The sequence below is a fragment of the Thalassospira sp. genome, assembly GCF_048059015.1.
Taxonomy (GTDB): domain Bacteria; phylum Pseudomonadota; class Alphaproteobacteria; order Rhodospirillales; family Thalassospiraceae; genus Thalassospira.
The window spans coordinates 39,269-57,087 of record NZ_JBLLNT010000014.1 but is presented as its reverse complement, the minus strand read 5'-3'; the positions used below and the strand labels follow the sequence as shown (position 1 = coordinate 57,087).

At 54.7% G+C, this 17,819-nt stretch carries 18 protein-coding genes; 4 read left to right on the top strand and 14 right to left on the bottom strand.

What is annotated here, in order from left to right; all coding sequences use genetic code 11:
• Nucleotides 1–26: 26 nt before the first annotated feature.
• From ACMZ66_RS18000 to ACMZ66_RS17990, 3 genes are read left to right on the top strand one after another with little or no spacing between them, the layout of a single operon-like run.
• Nucleotides 27–1,448, top strand: coding sequence for a TRAP transporter large permease (locus ACMZ66_RS18000; protein WP_416939287.1), 1,422 nt, complete (start codon nucleotides 27–29; stop codon nucleotides 1,446–1,448).
• Nucleotides 1,449–1,460: 12 nt separating this feature from the next.
• Nucleotides 1,461–2,813, top strand: a complete 1,353-nt coding sequence (locus ACMZ66_RS17995) for an amidase (RefSeq protein ID WP_416939286.1) — start codon at nucleotides 1,461–1,463, stop codon at nucleotides 2,811–2,813.
• Nucleotides 2,813–2,998, top strand: coding sequence for a hypothetical protein (locus ACMZ66_RS17990; protein WP_416939284.1), 186 nt, complete (start codon nucleotides 2,813–2,815; stop codon nucleotides 2,996–2,998). The genes ACMZ66_RS17995 and ACMZ66_RS17990 overlap by 1 nt, the downstream gene beginning before the upstream one ends.
• Nucleotides 2,999–3,087: 89 nt before the next feature.
• Here ACMZ66_RS17990 and ACMZ66_RS17985 read toward each other — a convergent pair whose 3' ends face one another.
• From ACMZ66_RS17985 to ACMZ66_RS17925, 13 genes are all read right to left on the bottom strand, one after another.
• Entirely contained in the window at nucleotides 3,088–4,227 is a 1,140-nt protein-coding gene (locus ACMZ66_RS17985) for a sulfotransferase family protein (protein WP_416939282.1), read from the bottom strand.
• Nucleotides 4,224–4,976, bottom strand: a complete 753-nt coding sequence (locus tag ACMZ66_RS17980; protein WP_416939280.1) for a hypothetical protein — start codon at nucleotides 4,974–4,976, stop codon at nucleotides 4,224–4,226. Before ACMZ66_RS17980 ends, ACMZ66_RS17985 begins: the two co-directional genes overlap by 4 nt.
• A 38-nt stretch (nucleotides 4,977–5,014) precedes the next feature.
• Nucleotides 5,015–5,323 carry a hypothetical protein gene (locus ACMZ66_RS17975; RefSeq protein WP_416939278.1) on the bottom strand — a complete coding sequence of 103 codons (309 nt, stop codon included), beginning with the start codon at nucleotides 5,321–5,323 and terminating at the stop codon, nucleotides 5,015–5,017.
• Nucleotides 5,320–6,711, bottom strand: a complete 1,392-nt coding sequence (locus ACMZ66_RS17970; protein WP_416939276.1) for an arylsulfotransferase family protein — start codon at nucleotides 6,709–6,711, stop codon at nucleotides 5,320–5,322. The genes ACMZ66_RS17975 and ACMZ66_RS17970 overlap by 4 nt, the downstream gene beginning before the upstream one ends.
• Nucleotides 6,712–6,930: 219 nt before the next feature.
• A complete protein-coding gene (locus ACMZ66_RS17965; protein ID WP_416939274.1) occupies nucleotides 6,931–7,422 on the bottom strand; it encodes an Lrp/AsnC family transcriptional regulator in 492 nt (163 codons plus the stop codon).
• Between the two features lie 2 nt (nucleotides 7,423–7,424).
• Nucleotides 7,425–8,423 carry a N(2)-acetyl-L-2,4-diaminobutanoate deacetylase DoeB gene (doeB, locus tag ACMZ66_RS17960; RefSeq protein ID WP_416939272.1) on the bottom strand — a complete coding sequence of 333 codons (999 nt, stop codon included), beginning with the start codon at nucleotides 8,421–8,423 and terminating at the stop codon, nucleotides 7,425–7,427.
• Nucleotides 8,424–8,533: 110 nt separating this feature from the next.
• The gene (gene doeA / locus ACMZ66_RS17955) at nucleotides 8,534–9,715 is read right to left on the bottom strand and encodes an ectoine hydrolase DoeA (protein ID WP_416939270.1); all 1,182 of its coding nucleotides are present in this window, start codon (nucleotides 9,713–9,715) and stop codon (nucleotides 8,534–8,536) included.
• Nucleotides 9,716–9,772: 57 nt separating this feature from the next.
• Nucleotides 9,773–10,765: an ectoine utilization protein EutC gene (gene eutC, locus ACMZ66_RS17950; RefSeq protein WP_416939268.1), complete on the bottom strand. Its 993-nt coding sequence runs from the start codon at nucleotides 10,763–10,765 to the stop codon at nucleotides 9,773–9,775.
• Between the two features lie 5 nt (nucleotides 10,766–10,770).
• Complete coding sequence (gene eutB, locus ACMZ66_RS17945; RefSeq protein ID WP_416939266.1) at nucleotides 10,771–11,760, bottom strand: hydroxyectoine utilization dehydratase EutB; 990 nt, start codon at nucleotides 11,758–11,760, stop codon at nucleotides 10,771–10,773.
• 12 nt (nucleotides 11,761–11,772) lie between these two features.
• Nucleotides 11,773–12,561 (bottom strand): Asp/Glu racemase, encoded by a 789-nt coding sequence (locus ACMZ66_RS17940; RefSeq protein WP_416939264.1) that lies wholly within the window; start codon nucleotides 12,559–12,561, stop codon nucleotides 11,773–11,775.
• Nucleotides 12,562–12,668: 107 nt separating this feature from the next.
• The gene (locus tag ACMZ66_RS17935) at nucleotides 12,669–13,952 is read right to left on the bottom strand and encodes a TRAP transporter large permease (RefSeq protein WP_416939262.1); all 1,284 of its coding nucleotides are present in this window, start codon (nucleotides 13,950–13,952) and stop codon (nucleotides 12,669–12,671) included.
• Nucleotides 13,953–13,964: 12 nt separating this feature from the next.
• The gene (locus ACMZ66_RS17930) at nucleotides 13,965–14,546 is read right to left on the bottom strand and encodes a TRAP transporter small permease (protein ID WP_416939261.1); all 582 of its coding nucleotides are present in this window, start codon (nucleotides 14,544–14,546) and stop codon (nucleotides 13,965–13,967) included.
• 155 nt (nucleotides 14,547–14,701) lie between these two features.
• A complete protein-coding gene (locus ACMZ66_RS17925) occupies nucleotides 14,702–16,099 on the bottom strand; it encodes a PLP-dependent aminotransferase family protein (RefSeq protein ID WP_416939259.1) in 1,398 nt (465 codons plus the stop codon).
• Between the two features lie 219 nt (nucleotides 16,100–16,318).
• On the opposite strand from ACMZ66_RS17925, the gene dctP reads away from it, so the two are divergent.
• Nucleotides 16,319–17,338, top strand: a complete 1,020-nt coding sequence (dctP, locus tag ACMZ66_RS17920) for a TRAP transporter substrate-binding protein DctP (RefSeq protein ID WP_416939258.1) — start codon at nucleotides 16,319–16,321, stop codon at nucleotides 17,336–17,338.
• 87 nt (nucleotides 17,339–17,425) lie between these two features.
• Here the strand turns inward: dctP and ACMZ66_RS17915 are convergent, their stop codons facing one another.
• On the bottom strand, nucleotides 17,426–17,806 hold the full coding sequence (locus ACMZ66_RS17915) for a hypothetical protein (RefSeq protein WP_416939257.1): 381 nt from the start codon (nucleotides 17,804–17,806) through the stop codon (nucleotides 17,426–17,428).
• Nucleotides 17,807–17,819: the final 13 nt, after the last annotated feature.

Here is a 17,819-nt window from a genome sequence, read left to right as displayed (position 1 = left end):
ACACGCCCCCGAACGGAGCTGCCAAAGTGATTGACGCACATGTCGCCCTAATGATGCTGGGCATCTTTATTATACTGGTATTTCTGGGCTTCCCGGTTGCCTTTACCTTGATGGCGCTTGGTATCGGATTTGGCTATTACGCCTATTTCGATGCAGGCCGTATGTGGCGCGCCTTTAACCGGCTTGCCGAAGACAGCGACACCCTTACATCCGCGATCACGTGGGTTGAAGGGGCTGTTAACAACCGAATATTCGATCTGTTTATCAACCAGACATACACGGTGATGTCGAACGAAGTCCTGACGGCAGTCCCGCTGTTCCTGTTCATGGGCTATATCGTTGAACGTGCCAACATCGTGAACCGTCTGTTTTCCACCCTTAACATTGCGGCACGTAACATTCCGGGGTCGCTTGGTGTTGCGGCCCTGATCACCTGTGCGCTGTTTGCAACGGCGACCGGTATTGTTGGTGCGGTTGTGACCCTGATGGGGATGTTGGCACTGCCGGCAATGCTTAAGGCGCGCTACGACAAAAGCTTTGCGACCGGCATCATCTGTGCGGGTGGTACGCTTGGCATTCTGATCCCGCCATCGATCATGCTGATCGTTTATGCCGCCGCATCGGGTGTTTCGATCGTGCGTCTTTATGCCGGTGCGCTTCTGCCGGGTCTGACCCTGGTTGGTTTGTATCTGCTTTATGTCATGGGTCGTGCGATGTTGCAGCCAAAGGCCGCACCGCGCCCGAACAGTGATGAAATCCCCGAAGTGCCGCTGCCAAAGGTTCTTTGGATGCTGGCAACCTCGTTCTTCCCGCTGGCGTTCCTGATCCTCGCAGTGCTTGGCTCGATCCTGTTTGGTCTGGCAACCCCGACCGAAGCAGCATCAATCGGTGCGCTGGGCGGGATGGTTCTGGCAGCAGCATACCGTGCGCTGACCTTTGATCGCCTGCGTGAGTTGGTTTATCTGACGGTTCGTACGTCGGCGATGGTGTGCTGGCTGTTTGTGGGTTCTTACACCTTCTCGTCTGTGTTCTCCTATCTTGGGGGGGAGCATGTGATTGCCGAGTTTGTTGGTGGTCTGGACCTTACGCCGCTTCAGTTCCTGTTGCTGGCACAGCTGATCATCTTCTTGCTCGGTTGGCCGCTGGAATGGTCGGAGATCATCATCATCTTCGTTCCGATCTTCCTGCCGCTTCTGCCGCTGTTTGACATTGATCCGCTGTTCTTTGGCATTCTGGTTGCGCTGAACCTGCAGACCTCGTTCCTGACACCACCAATGGCCATGTCGGCCTATTACCTCAAAGGGGTGGCACCCAGTGGGATATTGCTCACCGATATCTTCAAGGGGATCATGCCGTTCCTGTTCATGGTGATTGTCAGCATGGTTTTGATGTACGCTTTCCCTCAGATCGTGTTCCATCTGCCGGATCTGTTCTACGGCGCACGCTAAGAGGAGTGCCTTATGCGTAACATCAACCCGTTACTGACACTTGATGTAATCGAATTGCGTGACCGCCTTGCAAGCGGGGCGGTCCGCGCAGTCGAATATGTCGAAGCCTGTCTGGAACGAATTGCCGAGGTCGAGCCAGAGGTTCAGGCATGGGCGTGGCTTGATAGCGATCATGCCATTGCCCAGGCCCGTGCGCTTGATGCCCGGCGTCAGGCTGGTGCGCCGATTGGACCGCTCCATGGTTTGCCGGTGGGGCTTAAGGACGTCATTGATACGGCCAAAATCCCGACTGCCAATGGCACGGTTCTGGATGAAGGCCGTGTGCCGAGCGAGGACGCGGTACTTGTATCGCGTCTGAAAGCGGCCGGTGCAATCATTATGGGCAAGACGGTTTCGACCGAGCTTGCCTTTATGCATCCGTCCAAGACACGTAACCCGCACAACCCGGAACATACACCGGGTGGGTCATCTGCCGGATCGGCCGCGGCCGTTGCCGCAGCCATGATCCCGCTTGCGGTTGGAACACAAACCGGTGGATCGGTGATCCGTCCGGCATCGTTCTGTGGTGTTGTTGGTTTCAAGCCAAGCTTTGGCGCGATTGCAAGAACGGGCGTGCTTAGCCAAAGCCCGACCCTTGATACAATCGGAGTGTTTGCCAATTCGATCAATGGGGCGGCGATGGTGGCCGAATGCCTGTTTGGCTATGACGCGGGTGATCCTGCCACCAGCCCGGGCCCGACGCCGAGATTGCTTGATATCGCGCAAACCGATCCGCTGGTGACGCCGACTTTGGCCTTTGTCCGTCCGCCGCAATTTGAAGCGATGGCCGACGAGGAAACTGTTCAGGCGTTTTCGGAGATCACCAGCATGCTGGGCGAGCAATGCTTTGAAGCACCCTTGCCCAATGCGTTCGAGGATGCAGCAGCCCTTCGGGCGCGGATCAATTTTGCGGAGATGGCAAAGGATTACTACGCTTATGAAAAGCGCGGTCGTGATCAGTTGTCCCCGGAAATCCTTGAGGCCATTGATAAGGGCAATGACGTCAAGGCACGGGATTATCTGGCCGCCCTTGATTGGCGCAAGGTTCTGAATGCCGGTTTGGATGAAGTGTTTAAACGCTGTGATGCGATTATCACCCCGGCTGCGACCGGTCCGGCACCGGCCAATCTTCAGACCACGGGCAATCCGATCTTTAACGGTCTTTGGACTTTCTGTGGCACGCCTGCCGTGACCATTCCACTTCTTTGGTCGCAAAACGGCATGCCGATGGGTGTTCAGCTTGTTGGCCGGGTTGGTGATGATGCGCGTTTGATGCGCACGGCCAACTGGCTCAAAACGTTTCTTGGAAATCAGGGGGACGCGTGATGGAAAACGTCTTTTTAAATCGTGCGATGGCCTTGCTGGCCTTTATCGTCCTTGCGGTATCGATTTGCACGCTTGTGTTCTATGTCCCGCGCTGGGATCTTGCGATCATGGTTGGCTTTACCTTGATCCTTGCGGGTTGGGACATGTGGCATGTTGCCATGGGTCACAAAGAAGACAAACACTGATCTTTCAGGAGCATTTTCCTGAAGATGCAAGCAAACTTAAGGGGCAGGAAATTAATCCTGCCCCTATTTGTTTTTGATCTCAAAGCCCGTCAGTTTGGCGTTTTGTCATAGCCAAACCGTTTGGCGGAAATCTGGGTTATGTCGCGGATCAGTGCAGTTTCTTCGTCATTGAATTTCGGGCGATAGTAATCAGGCGCGTGAATGGTTGGCGCAACCTGATCAATCAGTGCCTGGGCATCATCCAGTTCGACATGATCAAACAGGGTTCTGAGTTGCTTGGCTGGACCAGCAACCAGATCCTCATAGCGGACAACAAGGGTTGCGCGTTCGAGGTCCTTATTCACGATCAGGCGGTCGGCCAGGTAATGATGCAGGTTCGACCAATAGCGCGCCCAACCCTCGACTTCCTTGCCGCTGTTCCAAAGCTTGATGATGTCAAACGTGTCATGCAAATCGCCCGTATTGATCGGGCGACGATCCAGTCCAAATTCGTAATGACCCACGCGTTGCATATGAGCGACCGCGCGCGGATTGTCGCGTTCGCCCGCACAGAACAGGTTGTGCTGTTTGATCAATGATGCGATGTGCCAGACCGGATCACGCACCGGCAGGACAAAGCGGGCATCGGGGAACATCGACAGCAGATATTCCATGCGCGTAACCAGATAATTGGCCTTGGACACATAGCGACGACCACCGCGCACATGGATCAGTTTACGAATGTGATCGCGATAGAACTGCTCAAAGGCCGGGTTGCTGATATGGCCATCCAGAACATTGCTTTTGCCGACTTCATGCAGATTTCGGAAAAACGCCATCCAGATCATTTCTTCGAATGCTTCGGGGCTTTCAGGCGTGACATTGATGCCATCGGCATGGGTGCGTTCGACCGCAATGTTTTGCTTGCCCGGTGCCAGATCAACAAAGCGGTTCCAAAGCCAGGGTGTGAAGACCGGCGGATAATCGCGATATCGATGGGTCGCGGCATCGTCGTGCCCGGCCAGCGTTTCAAGCAGGATGGTGCTGCCCGAGCGGGCGAGCCCTGCGATAAAGATCGGTTTTTCAATTTCGATATCTTCGATGGCGTCAGAGGCCAGTTTGGTTTCGAAATTGCCCAAGCGGATCCATTGTTCGGGATGGCGTGATACCAACCCGCTGAGCCAATGATCCCAGCCAGATACATGAAACGCATTGCCGTTTGATGCCGGTTTTGCCGACGCATTGGTCATTCGATCCGAAATCCTTTCTTGATCGCAAGCGATCCCAGCAGCAGGAAGCCAAAGAATGTCAGCTCCCACCCACGCGCCCAGTCCGGGCCAGCAGAAATGATTTCCTGACTTGGCAGGGCAAAGCGAAGCTGGGTGACCGGCGTGTCATCGGGCAGATAGCCCGCCGGATTGCCAATCAGGCTGTTCCACCAGACTTTGTGATGCATGACGGGGATTGGCGCTGCTGCCTCGACGATGTGGCTTTGACCATCAAGCGTGCCGGGCAGTTGAACGACCGGGCAGGCACCAGTTGTTGTGCCATCGGTCGCATCGGGATTGATGCCGATCTGCTCGAACGCGACATCAGCAGGTTCGACATCGATTTGAACCGTTTGTCCCGGCGGTGGGCAGCTATAGCCATATTGCCCGTCCATCCACACAATCATGGTAAGGGCCGGAAGGGATGCTAAGACGGCCGGGCCAATGACAAAGCCAACCAGTTTGAAGGATTTATCCAGCTGGGCCTTTGCCAGTTGCATGCCCTGTCCGAAATCCTCGCCATCATCATCGGCCATGGCACGTTGGGCGGCTTTGACTTCGGCTTTGACCTGTTTGATGCGGCTTTGCGGCGATATCAGGCGGTAAAGCACCATCGAAATGCCCGCGCAAATCAATGCCCAAATCAGAACACGGCCAAATGGCCCGATAGCAGATGCCATCAGTTGATCAAGGGTGGTAAATGCCGGGGCTGGCAAATCAAATAGTCCCATGGGCCTTGGTCCAATATGGTTTCAGGGCATTGGCCCGATCAGGAGTTCTGCTGTTCGGATGCATTGGCGTTTGCCGGTTTTGCCATCCGGTTGGCCTTGCGTTTACGCATCATTTTGCGAAGTGGCCACATCAGAACAAAACCAACCGCGACTACAATGGCGGCCAAGACAGCCCAAAGGGCAGACAGCAAACTAAGACCCGCACCCGGTCCGACATAGGCATGCGCTGGAAGGGCGGTAAGCAGCATCGCGCAGGTAAGTATTGCAGTGCCAATCGAGGCCATCTTGATGGTCTGTTTGGCGTCAATGGAATTGGTGGTGGTCATGATGGTGTTTGCGGATTTCATTGGGGTTCTCCAGCGTTTTGGGCCGGTGGGTTATCGCGAAACAGTGCAACGCGCGCATCACTGATGCGTTCGGACTGCGACACGACGGGGACAAGTTTTTTACCGGGATTGTCAGGATCATCGCGGCGGATCGGATTGTGGAATTCCCAAACGATTTCGCCGTCGCTTGTGACTTCAAACAGGCGGCCGCCACTTGATTCCGTGATCAATGTATTGCCATTGGGCAGGCGTTGCTGATCTGCACGGATGTTGCTGTCAAACTTTTGATCAGCCGTGCCTTTATATTGCCAGGTGATCGCGTTGGTTTGCGGATCGATCTGCAAAATGCGCGAGAAACCGGCATCGGGATCGGCAAACTGCCCCTGATTATCAAATAGCAGGATATCACCATTGGGCAAAACATCGGGATCATGCTGACCCAGCCACGGACCACGGGTGGCCCATGTGATCTTTTCCGCGTCCATATCCAAAACGGCAATAATGCCAAGATCGCGGAAGGAGACGACAACATCGCCCGCCTTGCCATAGGCAAAGTTGGCGGCTGTTTCGTCATCAATCAGCTGGATCGTATTGGTATGAAGGATGTCTTCATTGGCAAAATACGGCGCGAAATCGACCATGTTTGCGTAGTTCGAATTGATCAGCGCATCCAGGATCGATACACGTTTGATTTCCTTGCCCTCGGGCGACAGGATTACGGCGAAATCATCCAGACGCGGCGGGCGCAACTGTTTGCGATAGGGATAGGTGTTAAACCGGAATTCCTGTGTCAGGGCGTAAACGCGGCCATCTTCGGCAATCGAAAAATCATGATGGGCGGTGCCCAGATATTTCCAGATCGGCTTTGAATTGCGGTCGATCTTGGCCATGCCATAGCCATATGGTGTGTCACCGGCCGCAGTATATTGGACAATCAGATTGCCATCAGGCGCCATCTTGGCCGTATGCCAATGCATGAAATCGTCTTTTTGCGGATTTGGGATCGGCGATGTTTCATCGTGAATGGTGCTAAAGGGCATGCGCCATTCATGAACAATATTGCCATCCATATCGATCAGGACCGCATGCGGACCATCGCCCGATGAATATAACGTCAGACCATCTTGCGCCTTATCCGGATCATGGATGGTGACACCGGCTTTTTCGGTCCGCGCCTGTGACCAGAAATCAAGGCGTTCAACATCGCTATATTTGGTGCGTTGTTCCCAAAGGGCGGTGCCAGCACGCCAGGCATTTTTCAGCGACTGATAGGGTGGGACTTCGGCCAAGATGACAAATGCGCCCAAGCCAAAGCTGATCGCAGCAATCCCGAAAACAGAAGCCGAAAGAAACAGGCGATCACCGACAGAATTGCCAGTGATTTCATCATCTTGATTGGAAACAGGCACGCATAACCTCCGTGTCATTTGACAGAAAGGTTACGCTGGCCTGCGGGCGAATTTACGGCGGATTTTAAGGGGATTGCGGCTTTTGTGCCGGGAATAAGCCGCGAATTCGCCTTAAACGTTAATTGGTAATATGACCGTTTCTATCGGTCTGGTGACGCTTTCGGAGGGGCGTATGGGACAGGAATGTGATCCTGCCCCACGCAGTTCCCGCACTCGCAGCTATTTGCGTTCCGGCATGGCCACCAGGTTCTCAATCGGGGTGATCGCAGTGGTCTTGACCTTTTTGGTGACGATATAGGTGAAATACCGGTCAATCCCGATATCGGACACCAAAAGCCGGTCGATTAGACGTTGATAGGCATCAACGTCATGACACAGCACTTTGAGCATGTAATCGACCCCGCCGCCAAGTGCATAGCATTCGACGATTTCCGGGATGTCCTGAACCGCTTGCTCGAAGGTTTGGAAATCACCGTGCTGATGATGGCGAAGCGTTACTTCGGTCATGACCAAGGTCGGTTTGACCAGCTTTTCCAGATTGATATGGGCGTGATAGCCCGAAATGACACCAAGATCCTCAAGCCGTTTGAGGCGTTCCCAACACGGGCTTGGCGAAAGGTTCACCGCCTCGGCCAGTTTGACCTTGGTGATGCGCCCTTCGCGTTGCAGGGTCTTGAGGATTTTCAGATCCAGCTCATCAAGCCTGATCATGGTCAGAGCACCTCGGCAATCACGGCCAGACAGTCACCTGTCTTGATCAATCCGGGGAAATGACGGCACGAAAGGATACCATCGCGCGATGCGTAATATTCGCGCGGAGCCGTTCCGGTGCGTTCCACATCATAGATGCGCGCGATCAGATCACCCTTTTTGACCATGTCGCCCAGATCAACACAGGGCTCAAACAGTCCGGTTGCTTCGGACGCGATAAAGCAAGTGTTGTCTGGCATATCAAGCATGGTGGTGCCTTCAGGCGCTGGTTCAATGTCGCCTGCCAGAATGCCCGCATGGATCAAAACATTGCGCACACCACGATCGGCAATCGCGACGCGTTCTGCCGTGGTTGATCCGCCGCCACCAAGTTCGGTGGTGACAAAGGTTTTGCCAGCTTCTTCGACCACGGTGTCAAACATGCCAACCGCATCAAGTTCGAGCATCATCATCGAGTATGGCGCGCCAAAGGCCTGCATGGCGGCGACGCAACGTGCTTCCTGATCCTTGTCTGGCAAAACGTGGGCCGCGGCAAACGGAATGAAGTCCAGCGTCTTGCCGCCCGAATGGATATCAAGAACGATGTCGGCCTCAGGCACGAGATAGCGCAGAATATAGTCGGCAATCTTTTGGGTGACGGTGCCATCGGCTTTGCCGGGATAAGACCGGTTCATGTTGCCCGCATCAATCGGCGATGTCCGCGACGCATTGCGAAATGCCGGATAATTCATGGCAGGCAGAATGATCACGCGCCCGGTGATCTCGGCAGCGGACAGCGATCCGGCCAGCTTGAACAGGGACACCAGCCCTTCATACTCATCGCCGTGATTGCCGCCGGTCAAAAGGGCGGTGGGGCCATTGCCATTGCGGATCACGGTGATCGGGATCATCACGGCACCCCAGGCGGAATCATCGCGCGAATAGGGCAGCTTTAAAAAGCCGTGATGAACGCCATCCTGATCAAGCGGGATCGTCGGGCTGATGGGTGATGGTTTTGTCATGGTCGTATCCTTCAATATCCCGGTCACGCGACCGCCGTCACCGGGCTGTGGCGTCTGGCACCGGAGCCAGCATGTTTGGGTGCTGGTCCGGTGCGGCTTTGTGCGTGGCGTCAGTTTTTGACAAACAGCTGTCGTGGATAGCTGGTCAGTGTCTTGCTGCCGGTTTCCGTGATCATCATGCTTTCGGTGATCTCGATCCCCCAGTCATCAAACCAAAGGCCCGGCATGAAGTGGAATGTCATGCCCGGTTCAAGAACCGTGCGATCACCCGGACGCAAACTCATGGTGCGTTCGCCCCAATCCGGCGGATAGGAAAGCCCGATCGGATAGCCACAGCGGCTGTCTTTTTCGATGCCGTATTTCTGCAAGACGCCAAAGAAGGCAAGTGCGATATCTTCGCAGACATTGCCCGGTTTGGCTGCCTCAAGCCCGGCCTGAAGACCTTCGATCAAAGCACTTTCCGCATCAAGGAACCGCTGATCCGGCTCGCCCAGAAAGATCGTGCGCGATAGCGGTGCGTGATAGCGTTTGTAACATCCCGCGATCTCAAAGAACGTCCCGGCATCGCCCGGAATGGGCTTTTCATCCCATGTCAGATGCGGCGCACTGGCATCCTGCCCCGATGGCAAAAGGGGCACGATGGCCGGATAATCGCCGCCAATCCCGTCGATCCCGGCAATGCCGGTACGGAAGATTTCGGCAACCAGTTCGTTCTTGCGCATGCCCGGTTCGACGATTTCAAAAATGCGTTCATGCATGTTTTCAACGATACGGGCGGCTTGGCGCATATAGAAAATTTCGGTTTCGGATTTAACCGCACGTTTCCAGTTCACAAGCGCCGTGGCGTCGGAAAACTTGGCATTGGGCAGATGGGTCTGCAACTGCAGGAAGGCCTTGGCCGAGAAATAGTAGTTATCCATTTCCACGCCAATTCTGCGTGCACCCCATCCGCGATGTTCGATCACCTCAGCCAGGTAATCCATCGGGTGATGGGTTGTTGATTGCACATAGTAATCGGCATAGGGAATGATGCGATCATGGGTCATATAGACCGTGCGCTTGGCCCCGTTTGCATCCTGAGAACGACCGAACCAGATCGGATCGTCTTCAATCGGGACAAGCACACATTGATGGACATAAAAGGACCAGCCGTCATAGCCGGTCAGCCAGGCCATGTTTGACGGATCGGTCACGATCAGAAGATCGATGCCTTTTTCCACCATGGCGTTTTTGGTTTTCTCCAAGCGTTCGGCGTATTCCTCACGCGTGAAATTCAATTCAACCTGGCTCATCGCAGGCCTCCAAAAAAGGCGGGTTTCAGTTTTTCCTGACCCATTGTCCTTGTGTTGTTAAGACGAAATCTCGACCCCTGCATTGGCTGCGTCGCAGCGCGCACGGGCGAGGGTGGCGATTGCGGTGTCTTGCACACCTGTTCCTGTCAAATCACACAGCGTAATCTGATCAGCAGATATTCTGCCGGTATTGAGTTTCGCGATGATTTGACCGAGTTCGGGGAATGCGACATCCGGGGCAACGATCCCGGCATCAATGGCGTGATGAAGTTCGCCAAGGATGCTGGTTTGCGCCTGACTGTCGCAGACATAAAGATCCGCCCTGCCAATCAGGGCCGGATCAATTTCGTTTTTATGTTCGGCATCTGACCCCATCGCCGTCACGTGGGTTCCGGGTTTGACCCAATCAGCCAAAAGAACCGGTTCGCGCGACGGGGTGGTGGTGACGATGATGTCGGCGTTTGATGCGGCGTCCTTGCCATCATCGGTGGCGGAAATCGGGATACCCAGTTCAAGCGATACCTTTTTCGCACATGCTTCTGCCTTGGCGATATCGCGCGCCCAGATGGTGGCCGATGCGATGTCGCGCACCAGTGTCAGCGCCTTAAGCTGCAGGCGTGCCTGCACACCCGCCCCAAAGATTGCGGCATGTTTGGCATCCTTGCGCGCAAGGTGGTTTGCAGCAACACCACCAGCGGCCGCGGTTCTGACATCCGTCAGGTAACCGTTATCAAGAAGGACTGCTTCAAGGATGCCGGTCTTGGATGAAAACAGGTTCATCAAACCGTTGACCGATGGCAGGCCGAGCTTGGGATTATCAAAGAAACCCGGACTGATTTTGATCGCAAAGCTGTCCAGACCCGGCACATAGGCGGTTTTGACATCGACTTCACCGTTATATTCATCGATATCAAGGCGTAGGATCGGCGGCATACGCACATCCTTGGTCGCCAAGGCATGAAACGCATTTTCAACGCAGGCAATGGCGTCCAGATCAAGGTCGATCACCTTGCGCAGGTCGGTTTCGGTCAGAATTCTGATATTGGGCATCGTTGTTACTCCGCCATCAGGTCGACGTCTTCACCGCCGACAATGCGTTTATGCAAATCCATATCGATATTGCATCCCGTGGTCAGAACCACTGTCCGACCGGGATTATCGACAAGGCCTGCGCGAAGGGCTGCGATGCCAACAGCACCTGATCCCTCAACGACCTGCTGATCATCAAGATAGGCCGCCCGGATGCCATCAGCGATCTGGGCTTCATTGACCAGAACGAAATCATCGGTCAAATCGCCACACATATCAAAGGTGTATTGGTTGTTTTCCCCAATTCCACCGCCGAGACTATCGGCAAGGGTCGGCAATTCCTTGACCGCTGTCGGTTTGCCTTCCTGAAGGCTTGTGATCATTGCACAACCACGTTCCATGGAAATACCAACCACCCGGATCATCGGATTGATCGATTTGGCAACCAAGGCAACACCAGCCAAAAGTCCGCCGCCTGATAATGGCACCAGAAGTGTATCGACATCTGGCAGGGCTTCGATGACTTCAAGGCCAAGGGTGCCCTGACCGGCAATGATGTCTGCGTGATCGAATGGCGGCAGCATGGTCATGCCGTCGCTTTTGACCAGACGATCGACTTCCTGTTGAGCTTCATCTTGGGATTGGCCGATGATGCGGACTTCGGCCCCTTGGGCTCTGATGCCATCGACCTTGTTTTGCGGGACCAGTTCGGACATGCAAATGATCGATTTGACCCCGGCATTGCGCGCGGCATAGGCCAATGCCCGACCATAGTTGCCGGTCGAAACACCGACGACACCTTTGGCCTTTTGCGCATCACTTAGACGCAAAACAGCATTGGCCGCCCCGCGCAGTTTGAAGCTTCCGGTATATTGTTGTTGTTCACATTTTAGCCAAACCGGGCTGCCCACGCGATCGGTCAGGGCGGTGGACGGGCGCAGTGGCGTGTGGATCACATGACCCGCGATGGTTTTACGGGCAGAAAGAACATCAGCAAATGTGATGGGGTCTTTCATGGCGACCTCGACTTAATCTTTGGGTTGTGGGGCATGGTCAAACAGGGTTCCGAACCCTTTGACCGACTTTTCATAGTTCAACAGATTTAGGGCATGCCAGATCAGGGCCTGATTGCTGGTGATCACGGGCTTGCCCAGTTTCTTCTCGGCCTCGGCTGCGATTTCAGCCGACCGGATGGCGGTGCAGGAAATAAACACCGCGTCGGCATCATCACTGTTGGCATTCAGGGCGGCCTCAAGGATGGCCTCGGGCGGAAGGGCGGTCATGTCAAAATCGTTATCCAGACCAAAACCCATCACACGTGTTGTCGCAAAACCCTGTGCAACAAATCCTTCGGCGACCGATTGGGTCACATCGGCAAGATAGGGGGTGACGATGGCGATTTTTTGCGCGCCAACCGCACGCAGCGCCATTTCGCCTGCCAGAAGCGGATTTGTGACAGCTACACCAGGCATTCCTTGATTGATCAACTCAGCAATCTTGTCGGAGCCGACAACAGCCGTGCCCGAAGTGCAGCCATAAATGGCAACATCAACGCCATAACCCGGCAGCAGCGTTTTGGCCGCGCGCGGCAAGTCGCCCGCCATGGCACGGAGGTTTTCGACCGTTACCGGATTGGCGTTTTCAATACGGGTGGTAAACAGACGTACGTCTTCGGGCAGGATGCCGCGCAGGTCATCCTCGCTATTGAAGTCAGTCGCCAGTGTGATCAAGCCGATCCGTCCTGCCGGTCCGACAGGATCAGGAGAATACGGCAGGTCTACCGGCTCTGGCGTGACCGTTGGGGATACGGACATCATCCTGAACTCCAAGAATTGGGACGGTCACAAGCTATGTGGGTGACCGTCCCCGGTTTCAGTTTTATCGAGTGTGTTCCGGGCGAACCCGGTGCTGCAGGGCTGGCCTCCTAGTGGAAGGCAAGCTCCGGCAGGAAGAGGGCAATCTGCGGGACGAAGATCAGGATCACCGCTGCAAGCAGCAACATGATGATGAAGGGTGGCGTACCGCGAATGACCTCGGCATAGGGTCTTCGGAAAATTGCTATCGCTGTGAAAATGTCACAGCCAAAGGGTGGCGTGGCCGATCCAATCGCGACCTGAAGTGTTACCAGCGTCCCAACCAGAACCGGATCAAGACCGGCATCGCGCACAAGCGGCATGAAGATCGGGGTCAGAACCAGGATCACGACAATCGGGTCGACAAACATGCAGCCGATAAAGAAGGCGATGCAGATCGCGGCCAAAATGATGTAGGGGTTCGCACCTTCAAGACCCAGCGCACCAATCACATGTTGCGGGATCTGGGCAAAGGAGATGACAAACGAGAATGTCGTGCCCGCGCCAACCAGAATAAACACAACAGCCGTGATCAGGCCGGTAGAGCGCGCAATCGACAACAGCTCCGACCATTTGACCGACTTGAAGATCAGGACTTCAAGAATGATGGCATAGACAACGGCAACGGCTGCGACCTCGGTCGGGCTGACCCAGCCAAGATAAATCCCGCCGACAATCAGAACCGGGAACATGATCGCCGGACCGGCATTGATCACGGCCTTGCCACGTTCCGCCCAAGACATCCGCGGGATGGTCGGGATGTTGTTCTTTTTGGCGTAATACATGCAGTAGAGCGAGAACATGATCAGGATCAGAATGCCCGGGCCAATACCGGCCAGGAACAGTTCGCCAATCGAGACCTTGCCAACCACGCCAAAGACAATCATGCCAATCGATGGTGGGATCAGAAACGCGATGTCACTGGCATTAATGATCAATGCCATGGCGAATTTGTCTTCATACCCGGCTTTGAGCATCTTGGGACGCAGTGGACCGCCCATGGCAACCACGGTTGCCTGTGTGGAGCCCGATACCGCGCCAAACATGGTGCAACCAAGGGCGGTTGTTACCGCAAGACCGCCGCGCACATGACCAACAAAGGTCATGGCAAGGTCAATCAGCCGGTTGGCCGTATGCCCCTTTGTCACGATATCAGCAGCAAAGATAAACATCGGTACAGCAATCAGGGCGACCGGGGAAATGCCCGTCACCATTTGCTGGATCAGAATGCGTTCAGGGATTGGCATATAGAACGCGAATGCGACCACACTGGCAGTTGCCAGCGGGACCATCATCGGGAAGCCAAGTACAAGAAGTACCAGCATCACCAGAAGGATTGTGGTTCCCAAATCCATGTTTCCGTCCTCCTACAGGTGATGATCTTCGGCTTCGAACGTGTCTTCGACCCGGTAGGACAAATGCGTGCCGGGTTTGAAGATGTTCGTCGCAGCAGCGAACAGGAACTGAATACCCGTTACGGTCAGACCGAACGGCACCCAGAGGACGGTGAAGTAATAGGGGATGCGTAATGCTGGCGTCAGGCGATTGGACGCAATCAGCGAAGACACATAACCGACCGAATACCATGCCAGAAGAAACAGAAGGCAGGCCGTGCCGGTGGTAATAATGATCATCATGATTTTGCTGGCCTTGGGGCCAAGCATATCGGTAAAGGCGGACATGCGAATGTGGCGCCCCATGCGGGCGGCCTCGCTGATGCCGACAAAAGTCACAAGAATAATCAGAAACTGGTTGAGCTCTTCTGAGAAGAAGATGCTCGAACTAAAGACCAGACGCATGATCACGTTGGCGACCGTATTGACCGCCATGATCACAATGCTCCACCCCAACAGCTGCCGCTCGATCACGGACAAGCCATCATCAAGGCGCTTCAGAATACCCAACACCCCACCACTGGGGGCGGGGGTCTCCCCGTTTGAACCTGACATACGACCTCCTTGGTGCGCGTGCGAGACATTGTTGCAAAACGATGTGTGTGGTGAATGGTTCCCTCCCACACGGTTTGTCGTTCGCTTCGCGCCGGTCCTGTCAGAATAAAAACGCTTTGTGACGGTTCAATCAGATTTTTGTCATGACACAAAAATCAATACATAACGTCGAAGGCATGCACGCCGGGCATTTGATCCATTGTATGGCGGATCTGGATCAGGGCCTGAAGGGTGCTTGGTGTGTCGGGTGCGCCGCCCAGACACAGTCGAACCGCATTGGGGCGGGGAACCTTTACGGTCATGAACGGGTCGGAAATCGTAACCGCGACGCCGTTTTTACGCAGTTCAGAGGCAAACCATTCTTCCTGCCAATGTTCCGGAATGCGGACCCAGGCCGACAGCGATGTCGGGTGATGACGGACAACCGCATCGCCCAGAACTTCACCGACAAGGGCCTGTCTTTCACGCATCAGGGCGCGTTGGACTGTCACGGCCTGATCAACGGTTCCATCAACAATCCAGCGTGCGCCGATCTCTGCCATCAATGGAGTCCCCATCCAGCCGGTCACGCGCAAAACGCTGCTGGCGCGAATCGACAAGTGCTGCGGGACCGTCAAAAAGCCGGTGCGAAGGCCCGGCATGACGATCTTGGTCAGGCTCGAAACATGGAAGCCAAGCTTGGGCAGGAAGCTTGTGATCGGTGGCAGGCTTTGTTCAAGAAGCGGGCGGTAAACGTCATCCTCGATCACGTAGACGCCGTAATGTTCGGCGATTTCGGCAATGCGTTTGCGCCGCTCCAGCCCCATCAGGCAGTTGGTCGGATTGGTGAAAATCGGGGTAACCACAAGGGCGCGGACCTGCCGGTGTTTGCATTCGCGCTCAAATGCCTCGGGCAGGATACCTTCGTCATCAGTTGGCAGGGCGCCAAGTTTAAACCGTAAAATGCTGGCACTACCGATAACGCCATGATCGGTCAGGCTTTCGGTCAGAACCACGTCATCAGGCTGAATGATGGTCGAAAGGGCGGTAAATACGCCCTGTGCCGCGCCATTGGTGATCAGAAGGTTGGGGACTTCAACATCAACCCCCATACCGGCCAGCCAGGTCTTGCCGATCTCGCGGTGATATTCAAAACCCGCCACCGGGCGACAGCTTTCCATCCAGCTGTGATGGGGATCTTCGGCCAGTTTGGTGTGAATCTGACGCGACAAATCATTGTGAAAATCGGTAAAAGCCGGGCGGACAATCGACAGATCAATCAGGTCTGGTTGCCGGTTATCAAGGATGTAGGTTGATGCCCGGTCCGTCAGGCGGGCCTGCACGAACGTGCCGCGTCTGCGTTCGGATCGAAGATATCCCTGACGTTCGACTTCCTTATAGGCCGCACTGACTGTCTGAACGCTGACTTGCAGGCGATAGGCCAGTTCGCGATGCGTTGGCATGCGCACATCGTGGCGCAGTCGCCCGAACTCGATGTCGGTGATAATCGCTTCGACAAGTGTTTTGTATTTCGGACCTGTTTCGCCGCTGAGGTCGATCTCGGGCAACCACATGATACGTTTTCCACCCCTGATGTTTTGGCGACCCTAACATGACCTGAGGGTTAATGTGTAGATGTGATTGTTATTTTGTCATGAAACAAAACGATCATTGACCTGATACAGGAACATTTCAACACTTTGCGCGTTCATGACATTGATGTGCCAATCAAGCGCCACCGATTCCGGGTCCCAAACCCGGACGCTGCGCGTAATAACAAGGGAGACTTCGATATGAGTTTGAACAAACTCCTCAAGGCGACCCTGTCTGCTGCAGCTCTGTTCGCAGTAGCCGGAACCGCCGCACACGCCGAAGAATGGAAATTCGCCCATGAAGAAAGCCCGGGCGATGTTCAGGACCTGTATGCACAGGAATTCAAACGCCTGGTCGAGGAAAAGACCGACGGTGACGTTACGGTTACCATCTACACCTATGGCCAGCTGGGCACCGAGAACGACATTACCGAGCTGACCGCAGCCGGTGCTGTTCAGTTCTCCAACGCGTCCCCGGGCCATCTGGGCACGTTTGTTCCGGAAATTCAGGTCTTTGGCGTTCCGTATTTGCTGTCGCAGGACAACGACGTGAACAAGAAAGTTCTGTCGTCGAGCCCGACCATTTATGACGGTCTGTCAAAGGATTTCGAGTCCAAGGGACTTAAGCTTTATACCATGTACCCGGAAGGCGAGATGGTCTGGACCACCAAAAAAGAAGTCAAACAGCCTGATGACTTTGATGGTGTGAAGTTCCGCGTGATGACCTCGCCGATCCTGATCGAAACCTATAAATCCTTTGGTTCCGATCCGGTGGCATTGCCGTGGGGCGAAGTTTATTCCGGTCTTCAGACCAGCGTGATTGATGCACAGGTCAACCCGATCTTCTTCATCGAAAGTGCGAAATTCTATGAAGTGACCGATTATCTGATCTATGCCGGTCAGCAGCAATACACCACCACCGTAGTTTCCAACGCTGACTTCTATGCCGGTCTGTCTGATGAGCGCAAAGCAATGCTGGCAGACGTGAAGGCTGAACTTGATGAGTTCATCTATGAAGCTCAGAAAGAGGCCAATGACGCAGCCCTTGATCGCATCAAGGAAGCAAAGCCGGATATCGAAGTGATCCGTCTGAGCGATGAGCAGCGCATGGCCTTCAAGGAAGCATCCAAAGGCATTGGCGCAAGCCTTGTTGACGAAGTTGGCGGTGACACCGAAGAAGTGCTGAAATCGCTTCGTCAGGAGTTCGGTACCACGATGTAAGGGGTTCCCCTTTATCGACCGACCAGAATGCAAACCCCCGCAAGGCGTCCTTGCGGGGGTTTTGTCGTGCGGGCGACAGCAAGTGTGTCAGCCACCATTATTGATGCGAAGTGGACGCGTAAAGGTGATGGCGACAAAAAGCGCACCGGAAATAATCACCAGAAGCGATCCGATCTTTGCCATTTCCTCGGCCCCGGTTTGATGGGCAACGGCAATGCCAATCCCCATGATGACCGATCCGGGAATGGCAAACAGCATCTGCAGGCGGGCCAGTGTCAGGCGGGTAATTCCGGCCAGATGATAATAGGTCCCATAAAGCGCAAGGCTGACCCAACCCAAAAGGTTCAAATGCGCATGGGCGGCAAGGTGGCTGTGATCCCCGGTGATCGCCATTTGCAGACCCCATAACATCCCGGCCAGACCGATCACGGCGGATGATGTCCAGCAAATGCGTGGCAGATTGTTCATGTTTGTCCCCAAA